This window comes from Paenibacillus sp. Y280, assembly GCF_056786335.1.
This window is the reverse complement of sequence record NZ_JBXCIW010000003.1, coordinates 184,815-210,377: the sequence shown is the minus strand read 5'-3', so window position 1 is coordinate 210,377 and position 25,563 is coordinate 184,815. Positions and strand designations below refer to the sequence as shown.

The 25,563-nt window shown below is 48.0% G+C and carries 28 protein-coding genes; 4 read left to right on the top strand and 24 right to left on the bottom strand.

Annotated elements, in window-relative coordinates:
- Positions 1-2 precede the first annotated feature (2 nt).
- From AC1TPC_RS05515 to AC1TPC_RS05490, 6 genes are all read right to left on the bottom strand, one after another.
- On the bottom strand, positions 3-683 hold the full coding sequence (locus AC1TPC_RS05515) for an MOSC domain-containing protein (RefSeq protein WP_482065847.1): 681 nt from the start codon (positions 681-683) through the stop codon (positions 3-5).
- A gap of 229 nt (positions 684-912) precedes the next feature.
- Complete coding sequence (locus AC1TPC_RS05510; protein ID WP_482065846.1) at positions 913-1,059, bottom strand: hypothetical protein; 147 nt, start codon at positions 1,057-1,059, stop codon at positions 913-915.
- 51 nt (positions 1,060-1,110) lie between these two features.
- Positions 1,111-1,710 (bottom strand): response regulator, encoded by a 600-nt coding sequence (locus tag AC1TPC_RS05505; RefSeq protein WP_482065845.1) that lies wholly within the window; start codon positions 1,708-1,710, stop codon positions 1,111-1,113.
- A 62-nt stretch (positions 1,711-1,772) separates the two neighbouring features.
- On the bottom strand, positions 1,773-2,384 hold the full coding sequence (locus tag AC1TPC_RS05500; RefSeq protein WP_482065844.1) for a DUF3298 and DUF4163 domain-containing protein: 612 nt from the start codon (positions 2,382-2,384) through the stop codon (positions 1,773-1,775).
- A gap of 15 nt (positions 2,385-2,399) precedes the next feature.
- Entirely contained in the window at positions 2,400-2,912 is a 513-nt protein-coding gene (locus AC1TPC_RS05495) for a GNAT family N-acetyltransferase (RefSeq protein ID WP_482065843.1), read from the bottom strand.
- On the bottom strand, positions 2,909-3,634 hold the full coding sequence (locus AC1TPC_RS05490; protein WP_482065842.1) for a phosphonate ABC transporter ATP-binding protein: 726 nt from the start codon (positions 3,632-3,634) through the stop codon (positions 2,909-2,911). Before AC1TPC_RS05490 ends, AC1TPC_RS05495 begins: the two co-directional genes overlap by 4 nt.
- A 159-nt stretch (positions 3,635-3,793) precedes the next feature.
- Here AC1TPC_RS05490 and AC1TPC_RS05485 point away from each other — a divergent pair, with 159 nt between their 5' ends.
- Positions 3,794-4,018: a hypothetical protein gene (locus tag AC1TPC_RS05485; RefSeq protein ID WP_169081557.1), complete on the top strand. Its 225-nt coding sequence runs from the start codon at positions 3,794-3,796 to the stop codon at positions 4,016-4,018.
- Between the two features lie 65 nt (positions 4,019-4,083).
- On the opposite strand, the gene AC1TPC_RS05480 is transcribed toward AC1TPC_RS05485, so the two are convergent.
- Positions 4,084-4,221 carry a hypothetical protein gene (locus AC1TPC_RS05480; protein ID WP_482065991.1) on the bottom strand — a complete coding sequence of 46 codons (138 nt, stop codon included), beginning with the start codon at positions 4,219-4,221 and terminating at the stop codon, positions 4,084-4,086.
- A 146-nt stretch (positions 4,222-4,367) separates the two neighbouring features.
- Here AC1TPC_RS05480 and AC1TPC_RS05475 point away from each other — a divergent pair, with 146 nt between their 5' ends.
- A complete protein-coding gene (locus AC1TPC_RS05475) occupies positions 4,368-5,102 on the top strand; it encodes an HAD family hydrolase (protein ID WP_482065841.1) in 735 nt (244 codons plus the stop codon).
- A gap of 82 nt (positions 5,103-5,184) precedes the next feature.
- Here the strand turns inward: AC1TPC_RS05475 and AC1TPC_RS05470 are convergent, their stop codons facing one another.
- The 11 genes from AC1TPC_RS05470 to pdhA all read right to left on the bottom strand — a co-directional run bounded on the left by AC1TPC_RS05470 (position 5,185) and on the right by pdhA (position 18,001).
- A complete protein-coding gene (locus AC1TPC_RS05470) occupies positions 5,185-7,437 on the bottom strand; it encodes a type IA DNA topoisomerase (RefSeq protein ID WP_482065840.1) in 2,253 nt (750 codons plus the stop codon).
- Between the two features lie 240 nt (positions 7,438-7,677).
- A complete protein-coding gene (locus AC1TPC_RS05465; RefSeq protein ID WP_482065839.1) occupies positions 7,678-8,829 on the bottom strand; it encodes a hypothetical protein in 1,152 nt (383 codons plus the stop codon).
- 50 nt (positions 8,830-8,879) lie between these two features.
- Positions 8,880-9,200 (bottom strand): hypothetical protein, encoded by a 321-nt coding sequence (locus AC1TPC_RS05460; RefSeq protein ID WP_482065838.1) that lies wholly within the window; start codon positions 9,198-9,200, stop codon positions 8,880-8,882.
- 98 nt (positions 9,201-9,298) lie between these two features.
- Positions 9,299-10,786, bottom strand: a complete 1,488-nt coding sequence (locus tag AC1TPC_RS05455; RefSeq protein ID WP_482065837.1) for a glutamate synthase subunit beta — start codon at positions 10,784-10,786, stop codon at positions 9,299-9,301.
- 245 nt (positions 10,787-11,031) lie between these two features.
- Positions 11,032-11,523, bottom strand: a complete 492-nt coding sequence (locus AC1TPC_RS05450; protein WP_482065836.1) for a dihydrofolate reductase — start codon at positions 11,521-11,523, stop codon at positions 11,032-11,034.
- Between the two features lie 41 nt (positions 11,524-11,564).
- Positions 11,565-12,521, bottom strand: a complete 957-nt coding sequence (locus AC1TPC_RS05445; protein WP_482065835.1) for a thymidylate synthase — start codon at positions 12,519-12,521, stop codon at positions 11,565-11,567.
- 59 nt (positions 12,522-12,580) lie between these two features.
- Positions 12,581-13,066 (bottom strand): acyl-CoA thioesterase, encoded by a 486-nt coding sequence (locus AC1TPC_RS05440; protein WP_482065834.1) that lies wholly within the window; start codon positions 13,064-13,066, stop codon positions 12,581-12,583.
- A 112-nt stretch (positions 13,067-13,178) separates the two neighbouring features.
- Positions 13,179-14,594: a dihydrolipoyl dehydrogenase gene (gene lpdA / locus AC1TPC_RS05435; RefSeq protein WP_482065833.1), complete on the bottom strand. Its 1,416-nt coding sequence runs from the start codon at positions 14,592-14,594 to the stop codon at positions 13,179-13,181.
- 3 nt (positions 14,595-14,597) lie between these two features.
- Positions 14,598-15,920 carry a dihydrolipoamide acetyltransferase family protein gene (locus AC1TPC_RS05430; RefSeq protein ID WP_482065832.1) on the bottom strand — a complete coding sequence of 441 codons (1,323 nt, stop codon included), beginning with the start codon at positions 15,918-15,920 and terminating at the stop codon, positions 14,598-14,600.
- Between the two features lie 15 nt (positions 15,921-15,935).
- Complete coding sequence (locus AC1TPC_RS05425) at positions 15,936-16,913, bottom strand: alpha-ketoacid dehydrogenase subunit beta (protein WP_482065831.1); 978 nt, start codon at positions 16,911-16,913, stop codon at positions 15,936-15,938.
- A 20-nt stretch (positions 16,914-16,933) separates the two neighbouring features.
- Complete coding sequence (gene pdhA, locus AC1TPC_RS05420; RefSeq protein WP_482065830.1) at positions 16,934-18,001, bottom strand: pyruvate dehydrogenase (acetyl-transferring) E1 component subunit alpha; 1,068 nt, start codon at positions 17,999-18,001, stop codon at positions 16,934-16,936.
- Positions 18,002-18,290: 289 nt separating this feature from the next.
- On the opposite strand from pdhA, the gene AC1TPC_RS05415 reads away from it, so the two are divergent.
- Positions 18,291-19,028, top strand: coding sequence for an alpha/beta hydrolase (locus AC1TPC_RS05415; RefSeq protein WP_482065829.1), 738 nt, complete (start codon positions 18,291-18,293; stop codon positions 19,026-19,028).
- Between the two features lie 80 nt (positions 19,029-19,108).
- Here AC1TPC_RS05415 and AC1TPC_RS05410 read toward each other — a convergent pair whose 3' ends face one another.
- Positions 19,109-19,597, bottom strand: a complete 489-nt coding sequence (locus AC1TPC_RS05410; protein WP_482065828.1) for a low molecular weight protein-tyrosine-phosphatase — start codon at positions 19,595-19,597, stop codon at positions 19,109-19,111.
- Complete coding sequence (locus AC1TPC_RS05405; protein ID WP_482065983.1) at positions 19,597-20,235, bottom strand: trimeric intracellular cation channel family protein; 639 nt, start codon at positions 20,233-20,235, stop codon at positions 19,597-19,599. The genes AC1TPC_RS05410 and AC1TPC_RS05405 overlap by 1 nt, the downstream gene beginning before the upstream one ends.
- A gap of 225 nt (positions 20,236-20,460) precedes the next feature.
- Here AC1TPC_RS05405 and AC1TPC_RS05400 point away from each other — a divergent pair, with 225 nt between their 5' ends.
- On the top strand, positions 20,461-21,099 hold the full coding sequence (locus AC1TPC_RS05400; protein ID WP_482065827.1) for a thiamine diphosphokinase: 639 nt from the start codon (positions 20,461-20,463) through the stop codon (positions 21,097-21,099).
- A 79-nt stretch (positions 21,100-21,178) separates the two neighbouring features.
- On the opposite strand, the gene AC1TPC_RS05395 is transcribed toward AC1TPC_RS05400, so the two are convergent.
- From AC1TPC_RS05395 to AC1TPC_RS05380, 4 genes are all read right to left on the bottom strand, one after another.
- Entirely contained in the window at positions 21,179-23,152 is a 1,974-nt protein-coding gene (locus AC1TPC_RS05395) for an endonuclease MutS2 (protein ID WP_482065826.1), read from the bottom strand.
- A gap of 442 nt (positions 23,153-23,594) precedes the next feature.
- On the bottom strand, positions 23,595-24,371 hold the full coding sequence (locus AC1TPC_RS05390) for an MBL fold metallo-hydrolase (RefSeq protein WP_482065825.1): 777 nt from the start codon (positions 24,369-24,371) through the stop codon (positions 23,595-23,597).
- Positions 24,368-24,550: a hypothetical protein gene (locus AC1TPC_RS05385; protein ID WP_482065824.1), complete on the bottom strand. Its 183-nt coding sequence runs from the start codon at positions 24,548-24,550 to the stop codon at positions 24,368-24,370. Before AC1TPC_RS05385 ends, AC1TPC_RS05390 begins: the two co-directional genes overlap by 4 nt.
- 151 nt (positions 24,551-24,701) lie before the next feature.
- The gene (locus AC1TPC_RS05380; protein WP_482065823.1) at positions 24,702-25,562 is read right to left on the bottom strand and encodes a carbon-nitrogen hydrolase family protein; all 861 of its coding nucleotides are present in this window, start codon (positions 25,560-25,562) and stop codon (positions 24,702-24,704) included.
- Between the last annotated feature and the right edge of the window lies 1 nt (position 25,563).

Below are 25,563 nucleotides of genomic sequence, written 5' to 3'. Positions count from 1 at the left end.
TCTTATCCTCCTTGCTCTTCCATCATCAGCTTTTCTAGCCTACTTCCTAGCTGCTGCTGCCAGCTCGCCGCAAGCTCTTTAATGTCAAGCAGCTCACGAATGCCTTTTATATCTTCTTTATCTACGTACATCACACGGTTAGCTTCTGTAATCGACTTGCGCGCAGGGTGTTTATGAGTCAAGGAAAACATCGTTCCTGCCGTCATGCTGCCCTCTTGAAGCACTCGGAAATAAAATCCCGTATAGCCATTGCGCTGAACATTTTCCGGTAATTCCGGCATCTGATGCCTTATACCCAGCTTAAAGCAGGGCTGCCTGGGCTGACTCACTTGAAGGATGACTTCACCAGCTTGAACGATATCGCCTATACACAAATCGTCCTCCGTCCAATTCGATAATGTGAAATTTTCTCCGAAGGCTCCATAATCAAGTGGTTTATCGAGCAGATCTCGCCAATAGGAATAACGCTTCTCAAAATAAACGCAGACCGCCTTATCCGGACCGCCATGATTGACCATATCGCCTTGCCCATCGCCTTGCAGCCCTGTAAAGGTGAGCAAATGCGAAAGCTCTGAAGGCTGCTTGAAGATACCCGTTATAACCTCTTTTGAACCATGCGCAACGGCCACAGGCTTGCCGACATTCAATGATACGAGGCTTGCCTCCGACAATTGTGTTGTCATTATCCCAGATTCCTCCTATTCGAATCTCTTATTTGACTATTATAATCTTGGGAGGGAGATGTTGGCAAAGAGATATAACCACATTAATAATTAATGTGGGTTATTATATCAATGCAAACGCTTTCGACATGTTTTATTACAGCTTTCCCCTTTGCATGTCGAAAAGCTCTCTTTCATGTAGCTTATTGCGCTTCCCCGGGAAATGTTTTTTAAATAGTCGGAATATTTCCTATATTTCAAACGTTTGAAAGCAGCGAAATACCGCATACAGCAGTTGAACGCCAACGATCATTTCGATCATACGTCCACCTCCATACGTAACTGTATGAGCCGTTTGCAGTCGGCATGCAATGGAGACCCGTTTCAGCTGGAACAAAAAAAACCTCGCATCCTATTAGATGCGAAGCAATCTTTCTGAGGCCTCACCTTACGCTTGCTTGCCGTATTGCTCAAGCAAACGTAGAACCTCCTCCTTCAATTCCATAATATCAAAAGGCTTGGTGATGCATTTGCTTATGCCGAACATCTCCGCAGCTTCCAATTTTTCAGGATCAGCATAAGCCGTAATGAGTATGACGGGCACCTCTGCTGATAGGTTTCTTATCTCGCGAAGCACCTCGACTCCGTCTGTATCCGGCATTCGCAAATCGAGCAAAACGCAGTGAACCGTATGCTTTTCAAACAGCTCCAGCGCGATGCTCCCATTGCTGGCCTCATAAACCTCAACGCCCTGAGACGTAAATAATTCAGCAAGCATCATTCGAATGGCAAGTTGATCGTCTACAACCAATATAGCTCTTTTTTGATTCGCCATATGCGTATGGACGCTTATGGCTAACCCGCTTGCATCCGCATTCGAGTTAGAATCCATTTGCTTTGTTGCAATTGTACTCGTCGTTTTTGAGGGTTGTACCTTTGGCCTATCTTTGATGAGACGCTGCTTCTTTTCCCTCTTACGCTGATAGTAGAAGACAATCGAAATAGCGGCAAGCACTGCTGCGGTGATGAGTAGAAGAAAATAAATCAATTCGTTGTCTCCTTATAGCTTTGCGGCAGATTGCAGCTTAGCCAAAATAGGCATTAGCCATACTAGTCGTTTACTAGCATCGGACCAAGAGGGCCATCCTCATTAATAATATCCTGCAGCTCGTAGACGGATATCGGAAAATATATAAAGCCATAAACATACGCCGCCAGCTCGTAGAGCTGGAAGTAAATGACGAGCGAGCGATCGGCCACATAATAGTCTTGGTCGGGCCGTATGGATGTAAACGGTTCAAGCGTATCAATCTTCCGCTCCTTGATTTGTGCACTTACGATGGCGCTTATCCGACCGACATAATCTGCTCCCGGTTTAAAAAGCTGAGCCAGCGTATAGGTTTGCCCTGTCGATTGCTTAAAGGTCAGCGATTGCTGCAGCGTCAAGCCATGCGCCCCGCCTGTGAAGGCGTAATTAAACAACGATAGGCTGAGATAATCCTTTTGATTGTTCTTTTGTTCAAAATAGCCCAGCATCTGAGCCCTTGGATCGTCCAATGAGCCCTGATTGTGAACGAGCTGCTGTACGGCCTGATGGATCGTATGGTTTATTTTCTTATCTGCTGCCTCGCTTTTTCCCCCGCTTATATAAGGCAGTGACAGCTCCGCTTTTGGAAAATCAGCCTTGGCAGTTTGTACGACGACAGGCGATTGAAATGGCATGATGAAGACACCTTCCTATTCGGTAAGATGCTCCATTGTATGCAAAGCACGGCTCATCTCATACCAAACGATGCCGCCATGCGTGGAGGACGAAACGCCCCGCAGCGCAAACTGCTCTGCCTCGTAAAATGGAATCAGATGCTGCTCGCACATCAGAATAATCGTATCGATGCCGCTCTCTTCGCACTGCTTCACGAGTCTTCGAAGCAATAAAGCTCCGATCCCTTGCCTGCGATAGCCCTTATCTACCGCAACCGTTAGCACGCAAAAGTTGCTTCCCGCTAGTGAATCGGCCTGAACGCCTTTCATTTCATCGCCGCAAGCGTTCTGCGCTGTACGTATGCCATTCGTAATGCCTGCTAATTGATCCCCGTCCCAAGCTGACCAAAAATATGGCCGATAATGCTCATAACGATATTGAAAGCCTGCCAGCGTTGCCGCCGCTTCAGGCGTATAACAGCTCTGTTCAAGTGAAATAGCGTCCTCAAGCTCCTCTACTGCTATCAAGCGCAGCTCAATTTTGCTCACAGCAGCGCCTTCTCGCGTTCGGTCAGTCTTCTGCCGCTAACGTCGAGCACCAGCTTGCCATTTTTTAAGCCGAGAATGCGATCCGCGAACCGCTCTGCCCAGTCGCCCTGATGCATAACTGCGATGACCATGACACCTTGCTCCTTGCATAGCGCTTTCAAATCCGTTAGCACCTGATCTGCCGTATGCGGGTCAAGGCCTGATACCGGCTCATCTGCCGCAATAACTTTGGCTCCATGAACAAGCGCTCTAGCAATTGCCATCCGCTGACGTTCTCCGCCGCTTAGCGTACTGGCCTTTTGATGCGCTTTTTCAAGCAGTCCGCGCTTCTCGATCATATCCATAGCGCCCATATAATCGTCATTTCGCACCATGCCTGTCCATCTGCGCCAAGCAGGCGTTTGCGTGACGGAGCCGATAATTACATTTTTGAGTCCCGTCTTATTAGGGAACAGAAACGGTTTTTCTTCTACGTAAGCAACCTCTTGCTTTACTTTAAGCTTGCCCGAGAAGCCCTCCTTGAAAATATCCTTGCCATCGAATTGATAGGTGCCCTCGCTCCACTTTTCCTGCAAAGCAAGGCAGCGTAACAGCGTTGACTTCCCGCTCCCGCTATCGCCTTTTATAGCAATAAAGTCACCTGGATAAGCCTCGAAGCTAATATCGTCAAGCACCTTCGGCCCACCTGGAATTCGTCTGGATAGGTTCTTTATTCTGATCATTTTCCGCGCTCCTTCTGTTTGCAGCAACTGCCTCTATGAATCTAGTTTACGTCAAACAAAAAACAGTTTCCATACGAACAAATGTTTGGTATAATTAAAAACAAGAACAAACGTTCTATTGATCATCGAATTCAACCATTTGAAGGAGGCCTGATCACCATGAGTAACATCTGCGAAAATTTCCGTTATTTAGAGAATGGACGTCCTGGACGCGATTTAACGTTTAAGTTTTACGCCGATGGACGGCTTATCATCATTGATAATGTTGCAGAGGAGGTGATCACTCCCAAAGATTTGAAGGGCGCCAGCAAGGACTTTTATGTTCGCAGGCGCATCGATTTTATAAAGAATCAATTAAGAGCTTCACAGCTTAAATATGCATAGATTCAGTAAGAGGAGAGCAGACACGATAAGCTCTCCTTTTTACGTTGCTTAACCATTCGTTCTTACTAAGGAAGCTGTTTGTTAATGCCGTTTAAGCTTGGCGGGCGCTTCGCGAATTTATCGGTTTTTAGCTTGCCCGCTTGTCCTTGCGAGCTAGAATGATTTTGACGATTATCCGTTTTGCTGTTTTTGTTAAATGCCAATCCAATCACCTCCACTATCATTATGCCGATATTATTGGATAACTATGTAAAAAGTTTATCTGCTGGTGTTTCGCACATTGACTCACCCCCTCCAATTGCGGTAGATTGATCATACAGTTCCAAGTTCCGCAAAGGAGATCGCTTATATGAAGCAACAGATTATGTTTGACCTAGATGATACGTTAATTCACTGTAATAAATACTTTTACCTCGTGATCGATCAATTTATTGATGCGATGACTACTTGGTTCGGCACCTCGCCGCTCGTCACCGCACAAGCGATACGGGATAAGCAAATGGAGATCGACATTGCAGCAGTAGCCGTGTTTGGCTTTAAGAGCGAACACTTTCCGCAATCCTTTGTCGACACTTACATTCACTACTCTCACTTAACGGGACGCAAACGCTCTACAAGTGAAGAGAACTTTCTATGGAAGCTTGGTCTGAGCGTCTACGAGCATGATACAGAGCCCTATCCCAATATGGAGCAAACGCTTTTCTCGCTTGCAGAGGCTGGCCATGAGCTTCACCTGTACACAGGCGGCGAGCTGCCGATTCAACGTCGCAAAATTGAGAAAATGAATTTGGAGCGCTACTTTGGTTCACGCATCTATATCCGTCACTTGAAAAATAGCGACGCCTTGGAAAGCATTTTATCCAAAGGTACGTTCGACCGCAACAGCACCTGGATGGTAGGCAACTCTATACGGACTGATGTTGTGCCTGCATTAACGGCTGGCATCCATGCCATTCATATGCGCGCAGTGGCTGAGTGGGAATTCAATATTATTCAGATCGAAATCGAGCCTAAAGGCGCCTTCTTGACGCTGGATCACCTTAAGGATGTGCCTGACGCCATTCATGGTTATGTGAACCGATAAGGCAGGCAATAAAATAGACTCGAATCCACCTCGCAAGCACATGAGGGCGGATTCGAGTCTATTTGTTCTGAGCAGCGGCCTGTCACTGCTCAATGGCAAGCTCACCTGTATCTACATTTCTAAGCACGATTCGGCCTTCTCCTGGCGTGCCGTCTGCAAGCTCAAGCTTCAGCTTCGTCGTCTTTCCTTTTTCAACGAGTGCCTTCACCTGAGAATCGGTTAGACTTCGTCCGAAGCTTTCCTTCCAAATGACGAATTTGCAGCCTTCCTTATAATGTGAGCAGCCATAGCCTTTGCGCCCCATAAAGATTGACCCGCCGCAGCCCGCACGCGGACAGGTTGTGATCACTGTAGGCGCACTAGAAGAAGCTGCGCTCTTCTGCGCTGTTGCTGTTCCAGCCGCCTTCGCTCTCGTTGCGCGGCTGCGCGGAGCAGCCGCCGCATTGCCCGCTGCTCCTTTGCCAGGAGCCGGCGCTTCGCTTTCAAACGAGGTTTTCGCAGCACGCGACTGCACACGAACCTTGTCGACAATCATCGTTGCGAACTTTTTCACGTTCTCCATAAACTGTCCATCAGAGGCCGTCCCTCTTGATATTTCATTCAGGCGCCGCTCCCATAGTCCGGTCATCTCCGGAGAGGTAAGCAGGTCGATTCCCGCACCTCTAATGAGCTCTATAGCGGTTCGGCCCTTTTGCGTCACTTGAATTTTCTTCCCCTGCATATCGATATACCCGACATTTTTGAGCCGTTCAATCGTTGCTGCGCGCGTCGCAGGCGTGCCAAGACCCGAGTCCTTCATCGCATCCCGAACATCCTCGTCCTCAATTTGCTTGCCCGCGCTTTCCATTGCCTTTAGCAGCGTGCCTTCCGTGTAATGCTTCGGAGGCTGCGTATCCTTCTCCTTCACGACGGCATCCTTACAGGCGATCCCCTCTTCTGCCGAGATCGAGAATGGCTCATTTACCTCTATTTCCTCTTCCTCTGCTTCTTCCTTATCCTTGCCTTTGGCCGTCGACTTTGCCTTTTCCTTCTTCTGATCGGCATAGATAACCTTCCAGCCCAAGCTCAGCAGCTCCTTGACCGTTGTCTTGAACATCTCGTTCTCTACCTCGGTCAAGACGGTGTGCACCTTATATTCAGCAGGCGGATAGAACTGGGACAGAAATCGCCTAACGATCAAGTCATAAAGCTTCTGCTCATCCGGGCTTAGCCCGTTTGCTTTGCGATTCGTAGGCAGGATAGCATGGTGATCCTCTACCTTAGCCGGGTTGCAAATAAACTTGTTTCCCTTGTGGACAAGACTGCGATTCGCCCCTTTTACAAGCTCATCATAGCTTGTGCCCTGCAGCGCATTCAGCGTTTTGTGCATCTCTGGAATGTTCTGCTCCGTCACATAGTTCGAGTTCGTTCTCGGATAAGAGATGACTTTATGCTTTTCATATAGCGCTTGCGCCGTATCCAACGTTTTTTTCGCAGAAAATGCATATTTGCCGTTCGCTTCGCGCTGAAGCAGCGTAAGATCATAAAGCTTGAACGGGTACTCCTTCGTTTCCTTCACCTCATAAGACGAAATCCGTCCCTGCTTGCCCTTCACCTTGGCTGCGACGGCTTCAACCTTCGCTTGATCGGTCATTCTTTCGGCCTGCCACATGCCTCGGTATGACATTTCATTTTGCGAGAAATGTCCTTCCAGCTCAAAAAACTTCAAGGACGAGAACGCCTCAATTTGCTTCTGTCGGTCGTAAATGAGCGCGAGTACAGGCGTCTGTACTCTGCCGACAGAGAGCAGCACATTATGCTTGGTCGTGAAGGCGCGCGAGCCGTTCATTCCAATTAGCCAATCCGCTTCGCTTCTTGCCGTGGCCGCACGCGTCAAATTCTCGTACTCGGCTCCCTCCTTCAGCTCGGCGAACCCTTTGCGAATCGTCTCCGGCGTAAGATCCGAGATCCACAGCCGCTTTACCGGCTGACTAAGCCTCAGATGCCGCTGAATAAGCGAAAAAATATATTGCCCTTCCCGCCCCGCATCGCAGGAATTGACGAGCAAATTGCTGCGTTTGGCAAGATCGCCGATGACTTTAAGCTGATCGATCGTTTTTTTGTTAGGCACCAGCTTGAATTGAGACGGAATGATCGGGAGATCGTTGATGTTCCACTTCTTATATCGATCGTCGTAAGCATCGGGCTCCGCAAGCCCGATCAAATGCCCGATTGCCCACGTAATAATATATTGTTCGCCTTCTATGTAGGAACGGTGATTTTTTGCTTTGGGATCGATTGCGGCTGCAATATTTCTGCCCATATCCGGTTTTTCCGCAATGATTAATGTCTTCAAAAGATAATCGCTCCTTCTTTAAGCATTTCATAAGCGCAGCTGATTGTGCCACCCACCCATACATAACAATAACAAGCCTCGCACAGCCTTGCCTCTAAACATTTTACAGACTTCTCGTCCAAAAAGGAATCCTTTTTCGTCTTCGCAGCGACAAGTGCCGTCAAAAAAAATAAAACCCAATGGGATGATTGTCCCAAATGGGTTCACTGTATAATGGCTCAAACGAACCAGGAACTATCTCTACTCGCCAGTTGACGGAGCTTCCAAATAAGCCTTAATGGTGGTGAAAATAGAGCGGACACCGTCTGACCATTTTGGGTCCTCCGCATACTTCCGATTGATCCATGTGAACGGGTCCACATCCGCAGGCCGGTCCTTGCTTAAGTTGAATACCGTTCGCGCTGCGATCTCTGAGGATTGTCCGATATTCGTATTAAATTCCTTCCAGCTGTGAAAAACGTTAAAGGGATTATTAGCGATCTGCTTATGCAGTTTATTCGTCTTCGGCACAAAGCCCTGTTCTTGGCCTGTAATGGCAAACAACACGACAGGATGAATATCGAAGCTTTTGGCGGCTTTGACAATAGCGTCAAAATAGTGCTTCTCAGCCAATATGGATGATTTGCTCTCCAAAAAATCAATCAATCGCGCCTGGTCAATATCAACATAACGGAGCTCAGCAGGGAGCCCGTCTGAAGGTACCGCCAGCTTCTGAGCAGGCTTCACAGCAACAGTCGGCTGAAGCTTATGCTCGGAAGGCTTGCTTAAAGACCTGCCATAAAATAAGGTAGTTATGATTAAGAGCACGCATAATGCACTATACATGTAAGCTCTTGCTCTTGTCTTACGAGTTGCTGGATTCATCCACCCAGCGGTGGGTAGTGCAATTACTTCGGCAGTGCCCGCAGCAGCTGATTCAACACGAACCTGGGCACCTTCTGCTATTAGTAAACCTCTCAGCTGCGTCAAAAGGCCGTTCTCAGCCTCAGCAGGCGAGAAGTCCGATTGCTCCCTTGAAGATGACAGCTCGTCCATTAGACGCTGCATGACGGGCTTCATACAGCTTACATTCAGCTTCAGCTCGACCCATTCATGGAAAGGCTCATAAATATGAGTGTCAGATCGGTCCAGCAACAAACAGGCCTGAAAAATATCTTCAGCCCGTACTGGTCTTTGTCGCTCCAAAACGGCTGTTCGAATCAATGTTTCCGTGATGGATCGCTTCACGCTGCTCTCGAAATTCGGCAATTGCTTATGTATGATCCGTTTGACCGCATCCGCTACGATCTCTGCCCGTTTCTCCTGCGGCATCGCAGCGTATTTGTGCTGAACGTAGCTTCGAATGTTCCGAACGTCTGCCTTAGACAGAACGTATGCTTCATCGGCTGGCATGACGAATCGCCCCTTCGCGTCATCTCAACCCTATTTTACCACATCTTTCCTTATGATAGTGAGCTAAGTTTGCGAATCTCAGCTTGAATATGCGGCTGCATAATAAAAGCAGCAATTTGCTCCTTCTCGCTCACCGTAAACTGATACTCGCAGTCGCAGCCCTCATCAAGAGGCACCATTTGAGCGATCGTCCCGTCAATGGTACTAATGACGAGTGCCGTAAAGTCTATGAGGTCATCAGGTACTTCCGTATCAGGAGCTAGCTCAAAGCGAAGAACAATATCCACCCACTGCTCGTTCCTTAGTTCTATCGCAGGTTGAAAGGAGCTGAATGTAAGCTCTGTTATTCGGTCTAGCCCATATTTTATCATGTCGTTCCTCCTATTCTCTCTAATAAACGAATGTGTTCCACAGCAAGAAAAGCGCCCGAGGGCGCTTCTCTTCTATCCTATTAACCTGTTATCGTTCATTAAGGAAGCATTGAAGTACCCATCAAATACTTATCTACCTCACGGGCTGCTTCGCGACCTTCGTTAATTGCCCATACTACCAAGCTTTGACCGCGACGCATATCGCCTGCTGCGAATACTTTGTCAACGTTTGTCGTATATTTGCCGTAAGTTGCTTTCACGTTCGTGCGGCGGTCTTGTGCAAGGCCAAGCTGCTCGATCAACGTCGTTTCAGGACCTTCAAAGCCTACTGCGATGAAAACGAGATCCGCAGGCCATACTTTTTCCGTTCCTGGAATTTCGCTATATATTTTACGTCCAGTCTCATCTACTGTACGCTCAATTTGAACCGTATGGAGCTCTTTCAGGTTGCCATTGCCGTCGCCGACAAATTTCTTCGTCAGTACGGAGAATGCCCGAGGGTCTTCACCAAATAGTGCTTTCGCTTCCTCTTGCGCGTAATCAAGCGTGTACACATTCGGGAATTGCGGCCAAGGGTTGTTTATGCTGTCGCGAACAAGCGGAGCTTTCGCATGTGTACCGAATTGCGTAACCGATTTGCAGCCATGACGCAGTGCAGTAGCCACGCAGTCCGTACCTGTATCGCCGCCGCCAATTACGATAACGTCCTTGTCTTTAGCGGAAATATATTTGCCTTCCTCAAGGTTGGAATCCAAATAGCTTTTGATCGTGCCATTCAAGTAGTCCATAGCCATGTGAACGCCGTTCAAATCACGGCCTTCCATTTCAACGTCACGCGCTCTAGTCGAACCGCCGCAAAGTACAACTGCGTCAAATTTTTCAACAAGCTCATTCGCTGTAATGTCTTTGCCGATTTCCGTATTGACAACAAACTCAACGCCTTCAGCTGCCATCAAATCAACGCGGCGCTGAACGACATGCTTCTCAAGCTTCATGGTAGGAATGCCGTAAGTGAGCAAGCCGCCAATGCGGTCTGCGCGCTCGTATACCGTTACCGTATGCCCCGCTTTGTTAAGCTGAGCTGCGGTAGCCATGCCGGCAGGTCCAGAGCCTACTACAGCAATACGCTTGCCTGTGCGTACTTTCGGAGGCTGAGGAACAACCCAGCCCTCGTCGAAGCCGCGATCAATAATGGCTTGTTCGATCGTTTTGATCGTAACCGCATCACCGATTAGGCCAACGGTACAAGATCCTTCGCAAGGCGCAGGACAAACGCGGCCTGTAAACTCAGGGAAGTTGTTCGTTTTATGCAGACGGTCAAGCGCTTCGCGCCACAACCCGCGATAGATCAAGTTATTCCACTCGGGAATCAGATTGTTGACCGGACAACCCGAAACAGAGCCTGCAAGTTCAATTCCTGTATGGCAATATGGCGTACCACAATCCATGCAGCGAGCTCCCTGCGTCTTTAGCTGCTCATCCGAAAAATGCTTATGAAACTCTTGCCAGTCTTTAATGCGCTCTAGCGGGTCGCGATCGGCCGGCAATTCGCGCTGATATTCCATAAAACCAGTAGGTGTAGACATGATCGCAATTCCTCCATCCATATTTCCCGTTAACCACTGTTACGATTCTCTTTCAAACTATATCGGGAATCCGTCAAATATTCAATATTAAACTTTCTCAAAAACGAATATTTTGTCTAAAGCACTCGATTGCTATTTTTAAACATCCTAGCATCCAAGTCCTAACGTCGTTAATGGATTATCCGCACAATCATTTGCACTTTATGACATATCGTTCGTCAAATGTTCGTGTCTAGCGAAAAAAGCTACATTTCACGCCGTTTGAACGTTTGAAACGTAAAAGCATATCGATTCTTTTCGTCGCTGGCCTTGCTATCGCTTTCCATGATCTGCCACTGCAACTCAGAGAACGCTGGAAAGAACGCATCGCCGCCTTCAATGATCGTATCTACTTCCGTCAGCAATATCGTATCCGCATAAGGCAGCATTTGTGCATAAATATGTGCGCCTCCTATTACCATCAGCTCATCATTTTTGCAAAGCTCAAGCGCTTCCTCAACTGAATGAACGATTTCACAGCCCTCTGGCTGAAAATTTTGCTGGCGCGTCAGTACGACATTCCGACGGTCAACAAGAGGCTTAGGAAGCGATTCAAACGTTTTGCGACCCATTAACACCGTCTTCCCGAGTGTCATCCTTTTGAAATAGGCCATTTCAGCAGGCAGGCGCCACGGCAGCTTATTTCCTATACCAATGGTACGATTGCGATCCATTGCAGCAATTAACGTAATTGTCATAGCGGCTAACTCCTCTCTATCTCTCGAACAGCTTAGATCCGCTACACGGCTACCGGAGCTTTTATAGACGGATGCGGCTCGTAATCTTCAATGGTCAAATCCTCTACCGCAAAATCGAAGATCGTTTTTTTGTCAGCGTTAAGCTTCAGCTTCGGCAAAGCCTTTGGTTCTCGGCTAAGCTGAATGTCGATTTGGTCCAAATGATTCGTATAAATATGGGCATCGCCAAGCGTATGGATGAACTCGCCTGCCTCAAGGCCGCACTCATGAGCTATCATATGGGTTAATAAAGCATAGCTTGCGATATTGAATGGAATACCTAGAAAAATATCCGCACTGCGTTGATACAGCTGGCAGGACAGCTTGCCGTTAGTCACGTAAAACTGAAACATCGTATGGCAAGGAGGCAGCGCCATGCTTGGCACATCCTCTGGATTCCAAGCGGAGACGATCAGTCTCCTTGAATCCGGATTTTTTTTGATCGTCTCAACAACGTCCTTGAGCTGATCGATGGTGCTGCCTTGGGTAGTCTTCCAGTCCCGCCACTGCTTGCCGTACACATTGCCAAGCTCTCCAAATTCCGCCGCAAATGAATCATCAGTCAATATCCGCTGCTTGAAGAGTTCCATTTGCTCGTCATAGACTTTGGCGAAATCTGCATCCGATTGCGATCGAAGACCAAAATTCGTCATATCAGGTCCCGTATAAGACGCGCTTTCGATCCATCTTTTGAACGCCCACTCGTTCCAAATGTTATTATTGTGCTGAAGAAGATAACGGATGTTCGTATCCCCTTGTATAAACCAAATAAGCTCACTGGCAATTAACCTAAACGGTACGCGTTTGGTCGTTAGCAAAGGAAATCCCTCGCTTAGGTCAAAGCGCATTTGATAGCCAAACGTCGAAATCGTACCAGTACCCGTACGGTCTTCTTTTTTCGTTCCGTTCTCTAGCACATATTTCAACAATTGCAAATAAGTTGTCTCGCTGTTGCTCATATCGTTATCGCCCCCCAATCAAGAAACAAATATCAGAAAAATAACAACTTATTATATCATTATCCGCGTTGTCTGTCCTGCTTTCGTTTCTTTCTGAGCGCATGCCTCTCAGGCGCCGATGCATGAAGCCGCTTCTCCTCTTCCGTTTCCGGAATGACGGTCGGGACGACGGCGGGCTTGCCGTTCTCATCAAGCGCAACGAATGTAAAAAAAGCGGTAACTGTCGTTTTGCGAACAGCAGTAAATAAGTTCTCCGATTGTACAGACACGTACACTTCCATGGAGCTCCGATTCGTCCAAGAAACGAATGCCTCAACCTCAATGACTTCCCCTACCCGAATTGGCGCCACAAAATCAAGGCTGTCCGTCGAAGCGGTTACAGACTGCATGCGAGCATGCCGCATAGCTGCAATGGCTGCTACCTTATCCATATACTCCATCACCTTGCCGCCGAACATCGTATCGAAATGGTTGGTGTCCAAAGGGAAAATGAGCTGCGTCATAATCGTTCTTGATTCGCTTGCCAGCTTCGTCGTTTGTTCCATGCTTGCGTATGCCCCCTAATTGTCGATTGGTAGCTCTTGATGCGCAAAGAGGCCCCGCCGGCTGGTAAGCCGCGTGACCTCTAATAGCGCTAAACGATACATTTAGTGCGATTTATTTGATAAACGTATGGATTGGATGGCCTAGTGCAACTTCAGCTGCATCAAGCACGATCTCACCAAGCGTAGGATGCGCGTGAATCGTAAGCGCGATATCTTCAAGCGTAGCACCCATTTCGATTGCAAGAGCAAGCTCAGCGATCATATTGGAAGCCTCAAGGCCAATAATTTGCGCACCGAGCACTAGACCGGAGTCTGCGTCGGATACGAGTTTAACAAATCCTTCGTTAGCGTTAAGCGACATTGCACGTCCATTGATCGCGAACGGGAATTTGCCGACTTTTACGTTATGGCCTTTGTCTTTTGCTTCCTTCTCACTGAGACCAACGCTTGCGCATTCTGGATCAGAGAAGCATACGGCTGGAACACATTTATAATCGATAACGCTTGATTGACCCGAGATTGCTTCCGCAGCAATACGGCCCTCATACATCGCTTTGTGCGCAAGCGCAGGTCCAGCAATGATGTCGCCAATCGCATAGATGTGCGGAATGTTCGTACGGCATTGCTCATCAACTTCGACTAGGCCGCGATCGGACAGCTTCACGTTGATTAGGTCGAGGCCAAGCTCGCCATCGGTATTAGGACGGCGTCCAACCGTTACAAGCAAGTAATCAGCTGTTACTTTTTCTTCTTTGTCGCCAACGGTATACGTTACCGTAACGTCTTTATCCGTTTGCTCAGCGCCTTTTGCTTGTGCGCCAGTAATGATATCCACTTTCGTGCTTTTTAGTTTCTTAGCAACGATGGATGACATATCTTTGTCAAAGCCCGGCAAAATAGCGTCGGAGCCTTCGATTACGGTTACTTTAGTACCGAATTTCGAGTACATTTGACCGAGCTCGATACCGATGTAGCCGCCGCCGATTACAACGAGGCTCTTCGGAATTTCCGGCAAGGACAATGCGCCTGTCGACGATACGATGCGGCCGCCGTAAGGGAATGCTTTAAGCTCGATTGGGCGTGAGCCAGTAGCGATAATACAGTTTTTGAAACGGTAGCGCGGCGCTTCTTGATCGTTGAATACGCGCGCTTCGTTTTCGTTAATGAACATCACTTCGCCTTGGAAATATTGGACTTTGTTTGCTTTCAATAGAGAAGCAACGCCGCCGGTCAATTTTTTGACGATACCCGCTTTAAACTCTTGTACTTTAGTGAAATCAACCTTCGCTTCGCCTACTTCGATACCGAAAGCAGAAGCGTGGCTGATTGATTCATATTGATGCGATGCGGAAATAAGTGCTTTTGATGGAATACAGCCCACGTTCAAGCATACGCCGCCTACATATTCTTTATCCACGATGAGTACGTTTTGACCAAGCTGAGCAGCGCGAATCGCGGCTACGTAACCGCCAGGGCCCGCACCAATTACTAGAGTGTCAATATCTAGGGAAGCATCACCTACGACCATGTCTTATACCTCCATTATGAACAATTCTGGTTGGCCCAGAAGTGTTTTGATGTAATTCATAAAGTTTTGTGCTGTTGCACCGTCAATGAGGCGGTGATCAAAGCTGAGTGAAAGAGCCATTACAGGAGCTGCTACGATTTCGCCATTGCGAACGATTGCTTTCTCCGTAATTCTGCCTGTTCCAAGAATCGCAACTTCAGGGAAGTTGATGACTGGAGTGAAGAACATACCGCCTGCAGATCCAATGTTCGAGATCGAAATCGTGCTGCCTTTCAGCTCGTTGGCAGCAAGCTTGCCGTCGCGACCGCGAGCAGCTAGATCACGGATGGAATCCGCGATTTTGAACAGGTTTTTACGGTCTGCATCTTCGATAACTGGAACGATTAGGCCGTTATCTGTATCTGTTGCGATACCGATATTGTAGTATTTGCGCAATACGATTTCTTGGTTTGCCTCATCAAGCGTAGCGTTCAAGATCGGGAACTCGCGGCAAGCAGCCACAAGAGCTTTCACGATGAACGGCAGATAAGTAAGCTTGGAGCCTTTTTTCTCGGCATATGGCTTATATTTGGCACGAAGTGCAACAAGCTCGGTGACGTCAACCTCATCCATAATCGTAACGTGCGGCGCTGTATACACCGATTTAGACATTGCATTTGCAATGATTTTGCGGATACCTTTGAACGGTACGCGCTCTTCTGGACGGTAAGCCGTTCCTGAAGCTGCTGCTGCTGGCTTCGCTTCCGCTTTAACCTCTGTGTTGCTTTGTTGTTCTGCTGCCGGAGCTGCATCGCTTGCAGCAACTGCTGCTGGAGCGCCGCCAAAGCCAGTCACATCATCACGAGTAATACGTCCGTTTTTGCCAGTACCGCCGACTTGAGTCAGGTCTACGCCCTGCTCGCGTGCAAATTTGCGAACGCTAGGCGTTGCAAGCACAAGTCCGCCTGTTGCTTTTGGAGCTGTCGTTGCCGCTGGTGCAGCAGGCGCTTCCGCTTTTGGCGCTTCTGCTGCAGGTGCAGCCGCTGCTGCCGGCGCTTCTGCTTTAGGAGCTTCAGCAGCAGGTGCTGCTTGCTCAGGCAATTCGCCTTCCGCATCGATAATCGCAACGATCTCGCCTACGTGGCAAACTTGACCGTCTTTTACGAGCACTTCAAGCACTTTCCCGTTTACCGGGCAAGGTACCTCAACGATCGCTTTGTCGTTTTGAACTTCCATAATAATGTCATCATCTGTAACCGTGTCGCCGACTTTGATATGCACTTTGATGATTTCGCCTTCGTGCAAGCCTTCGCCAAGCTCAGGGAAACGATATTCGAATTTAGCCACCGCGTATAACCTCCTTTAAAAGTTTAGTACTTTTTGTACGGCTGCAGAGATACGCGCTACCGAAGGAAGCCACGCATCCTCTACTAGAGCAAACGGATATACGGTATCCGGTCCAGCTACACGAAGTACTGGCGCTTCTAGGTGCAGGATTGCTTTTTCATTGATTTGGGCAATGATTTCAGCTGCTGCGCCGGATGTTTTTTGTGCTTCTTGAACGACGATTGCACGGTTCGTTTTTTGGATCGAAGCAACGATTGTATCGATATCAAGCGGAAGCAGTGTGCGAAGATCGATAACTTCTGCACTCACGCCTTGTTTTTCAAGCTCTTCTGCAGCTTTGACAGCTGTATGAACCATCAAGCCGTATGAAATGATCGTTACGTCTGTACCTTCGCGAACGACGTTCGCTTTGCCGATTTCAACGGTATATTCGCCTTCAGGAACTTCAGCCTTGAATGCGCGGTACAGGTTCAAATGCTCCATGAAGAATACAGGATCATTGTCGCGGATAGCAGAGATCATCAAGCCTTTTGCATCGTAAGGATTGGAAGGTATGATAACTTTGATACCAGGTGTTTGAATAGCAAGACCTTCAAGGGAATCCGTGTGCAGCTCAGCCGCTTTAACGCCGCCGCCGAAAGGCGTACGGAATACGACTGGCGAGTTGTAGCGTCCACCGGAGCGGTAACGCATACGAGCAGCTTGTACAAACATTTGGTCAAGAGCTTCATATATAAAGCCTACGAATTGAATTTCGGCGATTGGACGGAAGCCTTGCAGGCCCATCCCTACTGCCATACCTGCTAGTGCTGATTCGGCAAGCGGCGTATCAAATACCCGTTCTTCACCAAACTCATCCTGCAAACCTTCTGTCACACGGAATACACCGCCGACCTTACCTACGTCCTCACCGAAGATGACAACGTTTGAATCGCGTTTAAGTTCTACGCGCATCGCATCGCGAATTGCTTCCAACATATTCATTTGAGCCATGATCGTCTGATCCTCCTCTACTATTGAAAATCGGCCTTTTGCTCTTCCAGATATTGCGGTGTTGTTTCGAACATACTATCGATCAAGCCTGCTACAGTCATTTTTTCAACTGCTTCAGCTTTTTTGATGTGCTCATTAACTGTAGCTTTTGCTTCTTCTTTCACGCGGTTTGTGTCCTCTTCCGTCCACAAGCCTTTTTGCTCCATAAATTTGCCGAAACGAACGAGCGGATCTTTAAGTGCCCACTCAGCTTCTTCTTCTTTCGTACGGTATTTAGACGTATCATCCGCCATGGAGTGCGGACGGAAACGGTAAGTCATGAGCTCGATCAGCGTCGCGCCTTCGCCATTGCGGCCGCGTTCTGCTGCTTCTTGTACGGCTTTGATAACGGCAAGCACGTCCATTCCGTCTACTTGAACGCCCTTGATGCCGGCTGCTACAGCTTTATGTGCAATCGACAAAGCGCCTGTTTGCTTAGCGTAAGGTGTCGTAATCGCGTAGCCGTTGTTTTGAACGACATAAATAACTGGCAGCTTGTATGCGCCAGCATAGTTCAAGCCTTCGTAGAAGTCGCCTTCCGACGAACCGCCATCACCGGTGTAAGTGATCGCTACACGCTTTTCGTTCTTTTTCTTAAATGCCATTGCAACGCCAGTAGCATGCAAAATTTGTGCGCCGATAATAATTTGCGGCATAAGCACATGTACATCCTGCGGAATATTTCCGCCTTGTTGATGACCGCGCGAATATAGGAATGCTTGGTACAACGGCAAGCCGTGCCAAACGATTTGAGGCATGTCACGGTAGCCCGGGCAAATGAAATCATCTTTGTTCAGTGCGTATTCGCTGCCGACCATCGATGCTTCTTGGCCGGATACTGGCGCATAAAAGCCGAGTCTGCCTTGACGTCCAAGGTTAACAGCGCGCTCATCCCAAGTACGGGTAAATACCATGCGGTACATAACTTCTTTTAATTGATCATCGGACAATTCCGGTAATAAATCCGGGTTGACAACTTCCCCTTCGAGTGACAAGACAGAAAGCGGAGTAACCGGTTCTGTTTGAACTTCGTATGGCAATTTGCTCATTTTGAACGCTCACCTCAATCGAAATATTTGAAAAACATTTACCTCTGTTATAGAATTATTATAAACCTGTTTAAGAAAATGGTCAAAGCAAAAAACAAAAAAACCGTTGTTTTTTCGCCGATTCTCATCATTCTCTTAAGAAATTGTATATGCTACAGTCTTAATATTTTAGTATAACAGCATAATACAACAAACTAGAAATAGATGCGATTCCCTTGATTGCCTTTCTATTGTTTACCCACATCAGAACCATTCCATTCAACTATTCCAATCATAAGGAGAGAAAGAAATGACAGATGACCGATATTTAAAGAGAACGATTGTGAAGGAGACGGTGCCAAGCCGCTATTTGCCCGAGCAGGCTCGCAATTTACGCATATTTCTTCCGCCTGGCTATAATGAAGTGCTTAGCTATCCTGTCGTGTACTGCCAAGACGGAGAAGACTTTTTCAACTTTGGCAGAATTGCGACTACCGCCACGCGGTTGATTTTGGACGAGGGACTTGAGCCCTTTATCATCGTAGGCGTCGACGTGGACAAAAAGCTTCGTACGGAGGAATATACCCCTGACGGCAACCGGCATGATGCTTACATTCGTTTTTTTGCAGAGGAGCTTATACCATTCGTAGAGGAAAAGTATGCCGTTCGTCAAGAGCCCGAGCATCGGCTGTTAGCGGGCGATTCATTAGGCGGCTCTGTTTCCTTGCATTTGGCGCTGTCCTACCCCCATCTCTTTACCCGCGTCATGTCCTTGTCCGGCGCCTATTATGGCGTTTCACAAAATATCATTTCAGCAGCAGGCGACCTTAGCTGGCTCACGATCTACATGATCGTTGGACTGCAGGAAGATGCATACGAAACCGATCGCGGCATCTTCGACTTTGTCGCATTGAACCGCAATGCAAAGGCACTCTTGGAGCTGAAGCAAGCGACGATCTTCTATGAAGAGAAGGACGGCAAGCATCAATGGGGCTTCTGGCAGAAAGAGCTAGACCGAGCGCTTTCCTATTTTATCGAGGTTGAGTAAAGAAACAAAGAAGAAGCTGTCTGATGGCTTCAAATGGAGACTGCAGACAGCTTCTTCTTTTATTTAACTAATATAAAATTTTAATTAAGATTCATATCCGCTCGAACCCGCTTAAGCAGCTCCTTGCAGCCGTTTTCTACAAGCTCATAGACGAAAGAAAAATTGCCATCGTAATAAGGAACTGGCACATCAGTCATTCCTTTATCAGGCAGAAGCTCCATAAACGCAAACAGACGTTCATGCTCCCTATCATCTTCCGTATCGCTTATCAGCTTCCGCACATCGCGCAGGTTATTCGTATCCATACATACGATATAATCAAATGCTGCAAAATCACTAGACGTTACTAAACGGGCTTTCATTCCTTGGTGCGCGATCTGGTGCTGGTCGAGCAGCTTCCGCGTACCCTCATGAGGCGGATGCCCCAAATGCCAGTCGCCTGTTCCTGCTGAATCAACCTCGATCCGATCCGATAACTTCGCTTGCTCCACTTGATGGCGCATAACCGCTTCTGCCATAGGAGACCTGCAAATGTTGCCTAAACAAACGAACAATATGCGAGCATTCATCAGTTGCCTCTCTTCTGCTGTTCATCAGCTGTATTAATATGAAGCGAGCGACGCGGCAGCTTCCACTTGTAATAAACGGACAGCATGCGGAAGACGATGATAACGACAAATAAAAATAATAGCTCCAAGTTTGATTTAATCCACCCGAGTCCGATTACTAAACCTGCGAGCATCGCCCATACCGCATAAATTTCATCCTTAAGCACAAGCGGCTTTCGTCCAGCAAGCACGTCGCGGATTATACCGCCGCCAATTCCCGTTAGCATCGCCGCAACGAGCACTGCGCTAAGCGGATGCTTCATCTGCGTAGCGTAAAGAGCACCTTGAATCGCAAAGGCCGATAAGCCGATCGCATCAAAAAAAGCTTCACTCCGCCGCCACCGCTTAATCCATACCACTGGCAGCACGAAGGCAATCGTCATCGCGATAATCGCGATTTTCAGCAAATAGCCCTGGCTCCAAAGTGAAGTTACCGGCATGCCGATCAGCAGATTTCGTACTACACCGCCCCCAAACGCCGTCACTAAGCCTAGCACGAATACGCCAAGTATGTCGTACTCTTCTTCCATCGCAACGATTGCTCCGCTGACCGCGAATGCAATGGTGCCGATAATACTGAAAATTCCAAAGATGTCCATACTCACAGCTGTAGCTCCTCGCTTCCCGTCCATGTACCTACCCAACAAGCCGGTACTTTCCTTCACCATTTTAGCTGGGTGGATGCGGTTTCGCAACGACAAATTTCGCGATAATTTTAGGCAGCTAAAAGAGCATTATTCAGTTTCCTCTAGTTTTTATTAAAGCATTAGCTTTATACTTAATAAATTGAAATCGATTTTTCCATGGAGAAAGGATACATCTTTATGCAGCCACGCATCGTCATTTGCACAGGCGGCCAGTTAGGTGCCTGGGCTCTGGAACATATTAAAGCCGATGATTTGCTCATTGGAGCAGACAGCGGAGCACGCTTTCTTATTGCGCAGGGATTCCGTCCCGATGTTGCAATCGGCGATTTTGATTCGGTTTCCGAGGATGAGCTGCTGGAAATCCGCAGGAACAGCGGTCAAACGATTGCATGCGATCCTATTGACAAAAACTACACCGATACAGAAATGGCGGTACGTCTCGCCTTGGATATGCATCCCCGTGAGCTTGTCATGCTCGGAGCGCTTGGAACGAGGTTTGATCATTCGCTTGCGAATGTACATCTGCTTGCGCTGGCAGCCAAGCAGCAGGCTCGCGCCACGATTATCGACAACCATAACAAAATTTCACTTGTAACGGATCAACTCACTATCGAACAGCTTGGTTATCCCAACGTTTCTTTGCTCCCGCTCACGATGCGGGTAGAAGGCATTACGCTGACCGGCTTCCAATACCCGCTGACTGATGCTGAGCTAAACATTGGCCAGTCGCTAGGCATCAGTAATGTTTTGCTGTCGCATACAGGTAAAATTGTAATACGCGAGGGAGCATTGCTTGTCATCCAGAGCCGCGATTAACTACATACAATGAAACAGCCGAGGCACTCTGCCTCGGCTGTTTCTTGCTGCTATCGATTTCCTTCCCTCTTGAAGACCCCTAATAGATATCTTCCTCAGGCGTTACAATCGTTAGTCCGTCCACGTGCTTTCGATTCATCAGCTTGCGTGCTTTTCTATTTTCCACCGATTCAAATACGATATCCAGATCATACTCCTCTCCCGGGTATAGCTTTGTTTTGGCGATATACAGCTTAATTCGCTTATGGTTGAACGTAAGCTTCTGGCCCTGTACCTGTACGATGACATTCCCTCGTTCATCGGCTGGTCGATACACGACACCCATTCTCTTTAACGGATAAACCCATACCGCATCTCCCTTCTCGAAAGGCTTCGCCGTTTTTTTGACCTGAACAGCTTCATCATTTGCATTCGTTTGTTTCGAGAGTCTGGAATGATTGTGAACTACGCTTGATCCCTTTGTTGACGGCTGAGCGTCCACCGGATTGTAAGGAAGCTCAATCTGCATTTCAGATGGCTCAGCAGACCCCTTCCGTACTAGCAGCTGCTCCGCACGCTGCATGACTACTTCCGGCAACCCAATGCGCCTTGCTATTGCAAAAGCATGACTTTCACCGGCCTCCCCCATCTCTAAGCGATAGAGCGGCTTCAACGTATCCGCATCAAACGCCATTTTTCCGTTTTGACAGCCTGCCGTACGAGAAGCGAAGGCTTTGATTTCGTTAAAATGAGTCGTAGCCGCAGCGAGCGCCTCTCTACTTAGCAGCTGCTCCAATAAAGCGATTGAGAGGGCGATCCCTTCGGTTGGGTCAGTCCCGGCAGCCAGCTCATCAAGCAGCAGCAATGCTCGCGGCCCAGCCGCATTCATCATTTCCTTTAGAACTGTAATATGAGAGGAGAACGTGCTGAGCGATTGTTCCAAACTCTGACCATCACCCACATCCGCGATCACATGCTCGAATATGCCGACCTCGCTCCCTTTCCCTGCCGGCACTAGCAGACCTGATTGCACCATGAGCACAAACAAGCCAATTGTTTTTAAGGTTACGGTTTTGCCGCCTGTATTCGGGCCAGTAATAATAAGCTGCTTCCAGCGATAGCCTAGCTCAACATCCAAGGGCACGCTGCTTTGGCCTAATAAAGGATGACGAGCGTTAAGGAGACGAATGACGGGCTTATCGGATAAATTTATCTTCTTCCCATCATAGGATCGCGAAAGCTTAGCGCGAGCGGTAATAAAGTCAAACGAAGCCATCGCCTCTACGTTGCGATGCAGCTCATAGGAGAACGATTCTGCAAGCTCGGACAAGCGAGCTAATATGACGGTGCGTTCTCGCTCCTCCTCGGCTTTCCACTGCTGCAGCTCGACCTGAAGCTCGGCTGCATCTAGTGGCTCGACGAACAACGTCTGGCCGCTTGCAGATTCATCCCACACGGTGCCGGGCACTTGCTTGCGCAGCTCCCTCTTCACTGCAATTACAAACCGGTCACGGCGCTTGCTGATGACTGGCTCCTGCAGGGAAGATCGGTATTTGTTTAACGCATGCTCCATCTTTTTCTGAATTTTATCCTCGGAGGCATAGATATGTCTGCGAATGTAGGCAAGATCTGCGCTAGCTTGATCCGTCAATATACTGTACCGAATGCAGCGGTTCAGCTCCTCCCTAAGCGCTGGACAATCATGCATCGATTCGGCGTACGCCGCTATCGTCGGCGCGATTTCACGCTTGCTGTTCATATATTTTTTCATTTGTGAAACGGACATCAGCCAGATGGACAGTTGCTCCAGCTCCTGCTCGTTATATATTCGTCCTTTTCCGAGCAGCGCGAGAAAAGGGTCGATGCCATCCATTGCAGATAACGGAATACTAGCTCCGCTTTCAAGCAAATGGGCCGCCTCTTCCGTTTCGGTCAGCCATGCTTCTACTTGCCGCTGCTTTGTGCTGGGCTCGAGCCGTTCAGCCAATACCCGGCCTGCTGGCGATACCGTGAAGCTCACTACTCCTGCCTTTACCTTGTCAAACTCTAATCTTTTCCACGATGCTTCATTCATCTTTCGTGCCTCCTCTAATTTTGGGTATAAAAAAAGACAGGAATAGAACGCGGGCGCGTTCCACTCCTGTCTTGATCGACATATGCTCCAATACCGCTTCCATCGTTAACGAGATCGTTAGCATGAAAACGGATATAAAAAAAACCGCGCTGCGAGAGCACGGTGATTGGGCCGCTGTCGAATAACTTCAGGCGGAAATCCTCATGTCCTTAACTCTTGGCGCCAGATCACGAAATAGAGCCTTGCAGCTGAGCGCATTTTTGCACCGAGCATTAGTCGCAAGACCATCGATCATCTGACCCTATCCAATTTATGAGTTAAAGACACCAGCAAACATTAAAATTTCCCCTTTAGACACATATAGTGATAAAAAAAAGGTTACTCCAATAATGTACAAAAAAGACAAGCCAATTGTCAAGCGATTACCAGTTATTCATTGCATTCAAATGGTGATGCTCATACCCGTGCGGGCAAATTCCACTCGCTCCGGCAGGTCATACTCTCTACGAAGATCAATGTCATGAGACATGTGGGTAAAGATCGTCCGCTTTGGTTCCCATTTCTTAACAAGCTCGATCGCTTCAAGCACGTCATAGATGGATCTGGTTTCATAAGCGAATGGCTCTTGATAGAAGCTGGTTCCGAGGACAAGCAAGTCCAAATCAGCAAGCGGCTGCTGCATTTCCTCCGTCAAACCGATGGAATCCGAGCAATAAACCCAATTACAGTCCTTTTCCGTATGTTCGAAACGAAATGCGTAGGCATAGCCGTTTTTTCCGTGGTTGACGCGCCAACTGGATGCACGCCATTTGCCAAGTATAATCGGCTGATCGAAGGATTGAAAATCAATTTGATTGCTAAGCCATGGGAAGCGGTTCAATATCTCCTCAATCACTTCCGAGGGCGCGATGGCTTGTCCCTTCTTCTTCGTCCAGCGGCAAGCATCTGCCCATTCCACAAGTCCACCAATATGGTCAAAATGAGCATGCGTGATCAGCAGCGTATCAACTGATCGCAATTCCGCCGCTTCTAACTGCTTCGAGAAATCCGGTCCGCAATCGATCCATACCGTACCCGCTTCCTGATCCTCAATCTGTAACGATGATCTTAAACGTCGATTTTCGTTCGTAGCCCGCGCCTCCGTGCAGACCTCGCAGTCGCAATAAACACGAGGTACGCCCATGGAATCGCCAGTACCTCTAAATATAAGTTTCGTCATAGCGGAAGAAGCTCTAGCTTGTCAGCAGCGCGATATACATGAATGGTCTCGTCCTCAAGCGGTTCCCGCCATAGCTCGTACGCCAGTACCTCCTCAGGAGGGAAAATCGTTTGCAATAGCTTATGTAATGAACCAAAATATTTGTCTTCAATCGAGCTGATACGATGATAAATAAGCATGATCTTTATCCCCTTTGTTGAAGTTGAAATGGATCTGTAAAATGATAATTCCGAATAATGGCTTTAACCGGCTTCCCTTCAACAAACAAGTATAGATCTTTGCACATAGCGGTCCACCCTTCTCATTTACAACAACAAGCGGGAGCGCTGATTACTGCCAATCTGTGTACAAGTCGGTACGACGGTCCCGCCAGGTCGTTACCGAGCCTTTTGTCCTTACTTCCGCGAGCAGCGCTAGATCGAGATCGGCAACGACGAGCATATCCTCATTGATAATCCCTTCGCTCAAAATGCCAGCTGGCGGAAACGGAATGTCATTCGGGGCAATAATGGCCGCCTGGCCAAAGTTTGCACGCATCAAATCGACTTTGCGGAGTGAGCCAACTGTACCTGTTGTGACAATATAGATTTGATTTTCAACAGCTCTGGCATGACAGCAATATCTGACGCGATAAAAGCCATGCCGGTCATCCGTACACGACGGGCAAAATATAACATCTGCTCCCTTCGCGCGAGCCATTCGAACGATCTCGGGAAATTCAATATCATAACAGGTCAGCATCGCAATCGTACCGTATGCCGTGTCAAACACTTCAAGGCCATCGCCAGCCGACATATTCCAGCCTTCTATCTCTGAGGGCGTAATATGAATTTTATGCTGAACGTCAATTTTGCCATCCGGATGAAAGAGATGTGCAGCATTCCGAAGCGTACCATCAGCAGTCTTTAAGACATGCGTGCCGCCAATAATATAAACAGCGTACTCAGTTGCCAAGGAGCGAAACAAGTGCAAGTAGTCTTCCGTGAAATCGGGAAGCCGATCAATCGGAAGCGCCCTCCCCTGCTCATCTCCGATTGACATTAATTGTGTCGTAAAAAACTCGGGGAACAAAACAAATTGAACCCCGTATTCCGAAGCATTTCGCACATAGTGCGTCACTTGCTCGGCGAATTGCTCAAATGAGCTAATATCAGCAAGCTTATATTGAACTGCTGCCGTGCGAAACTTCAAT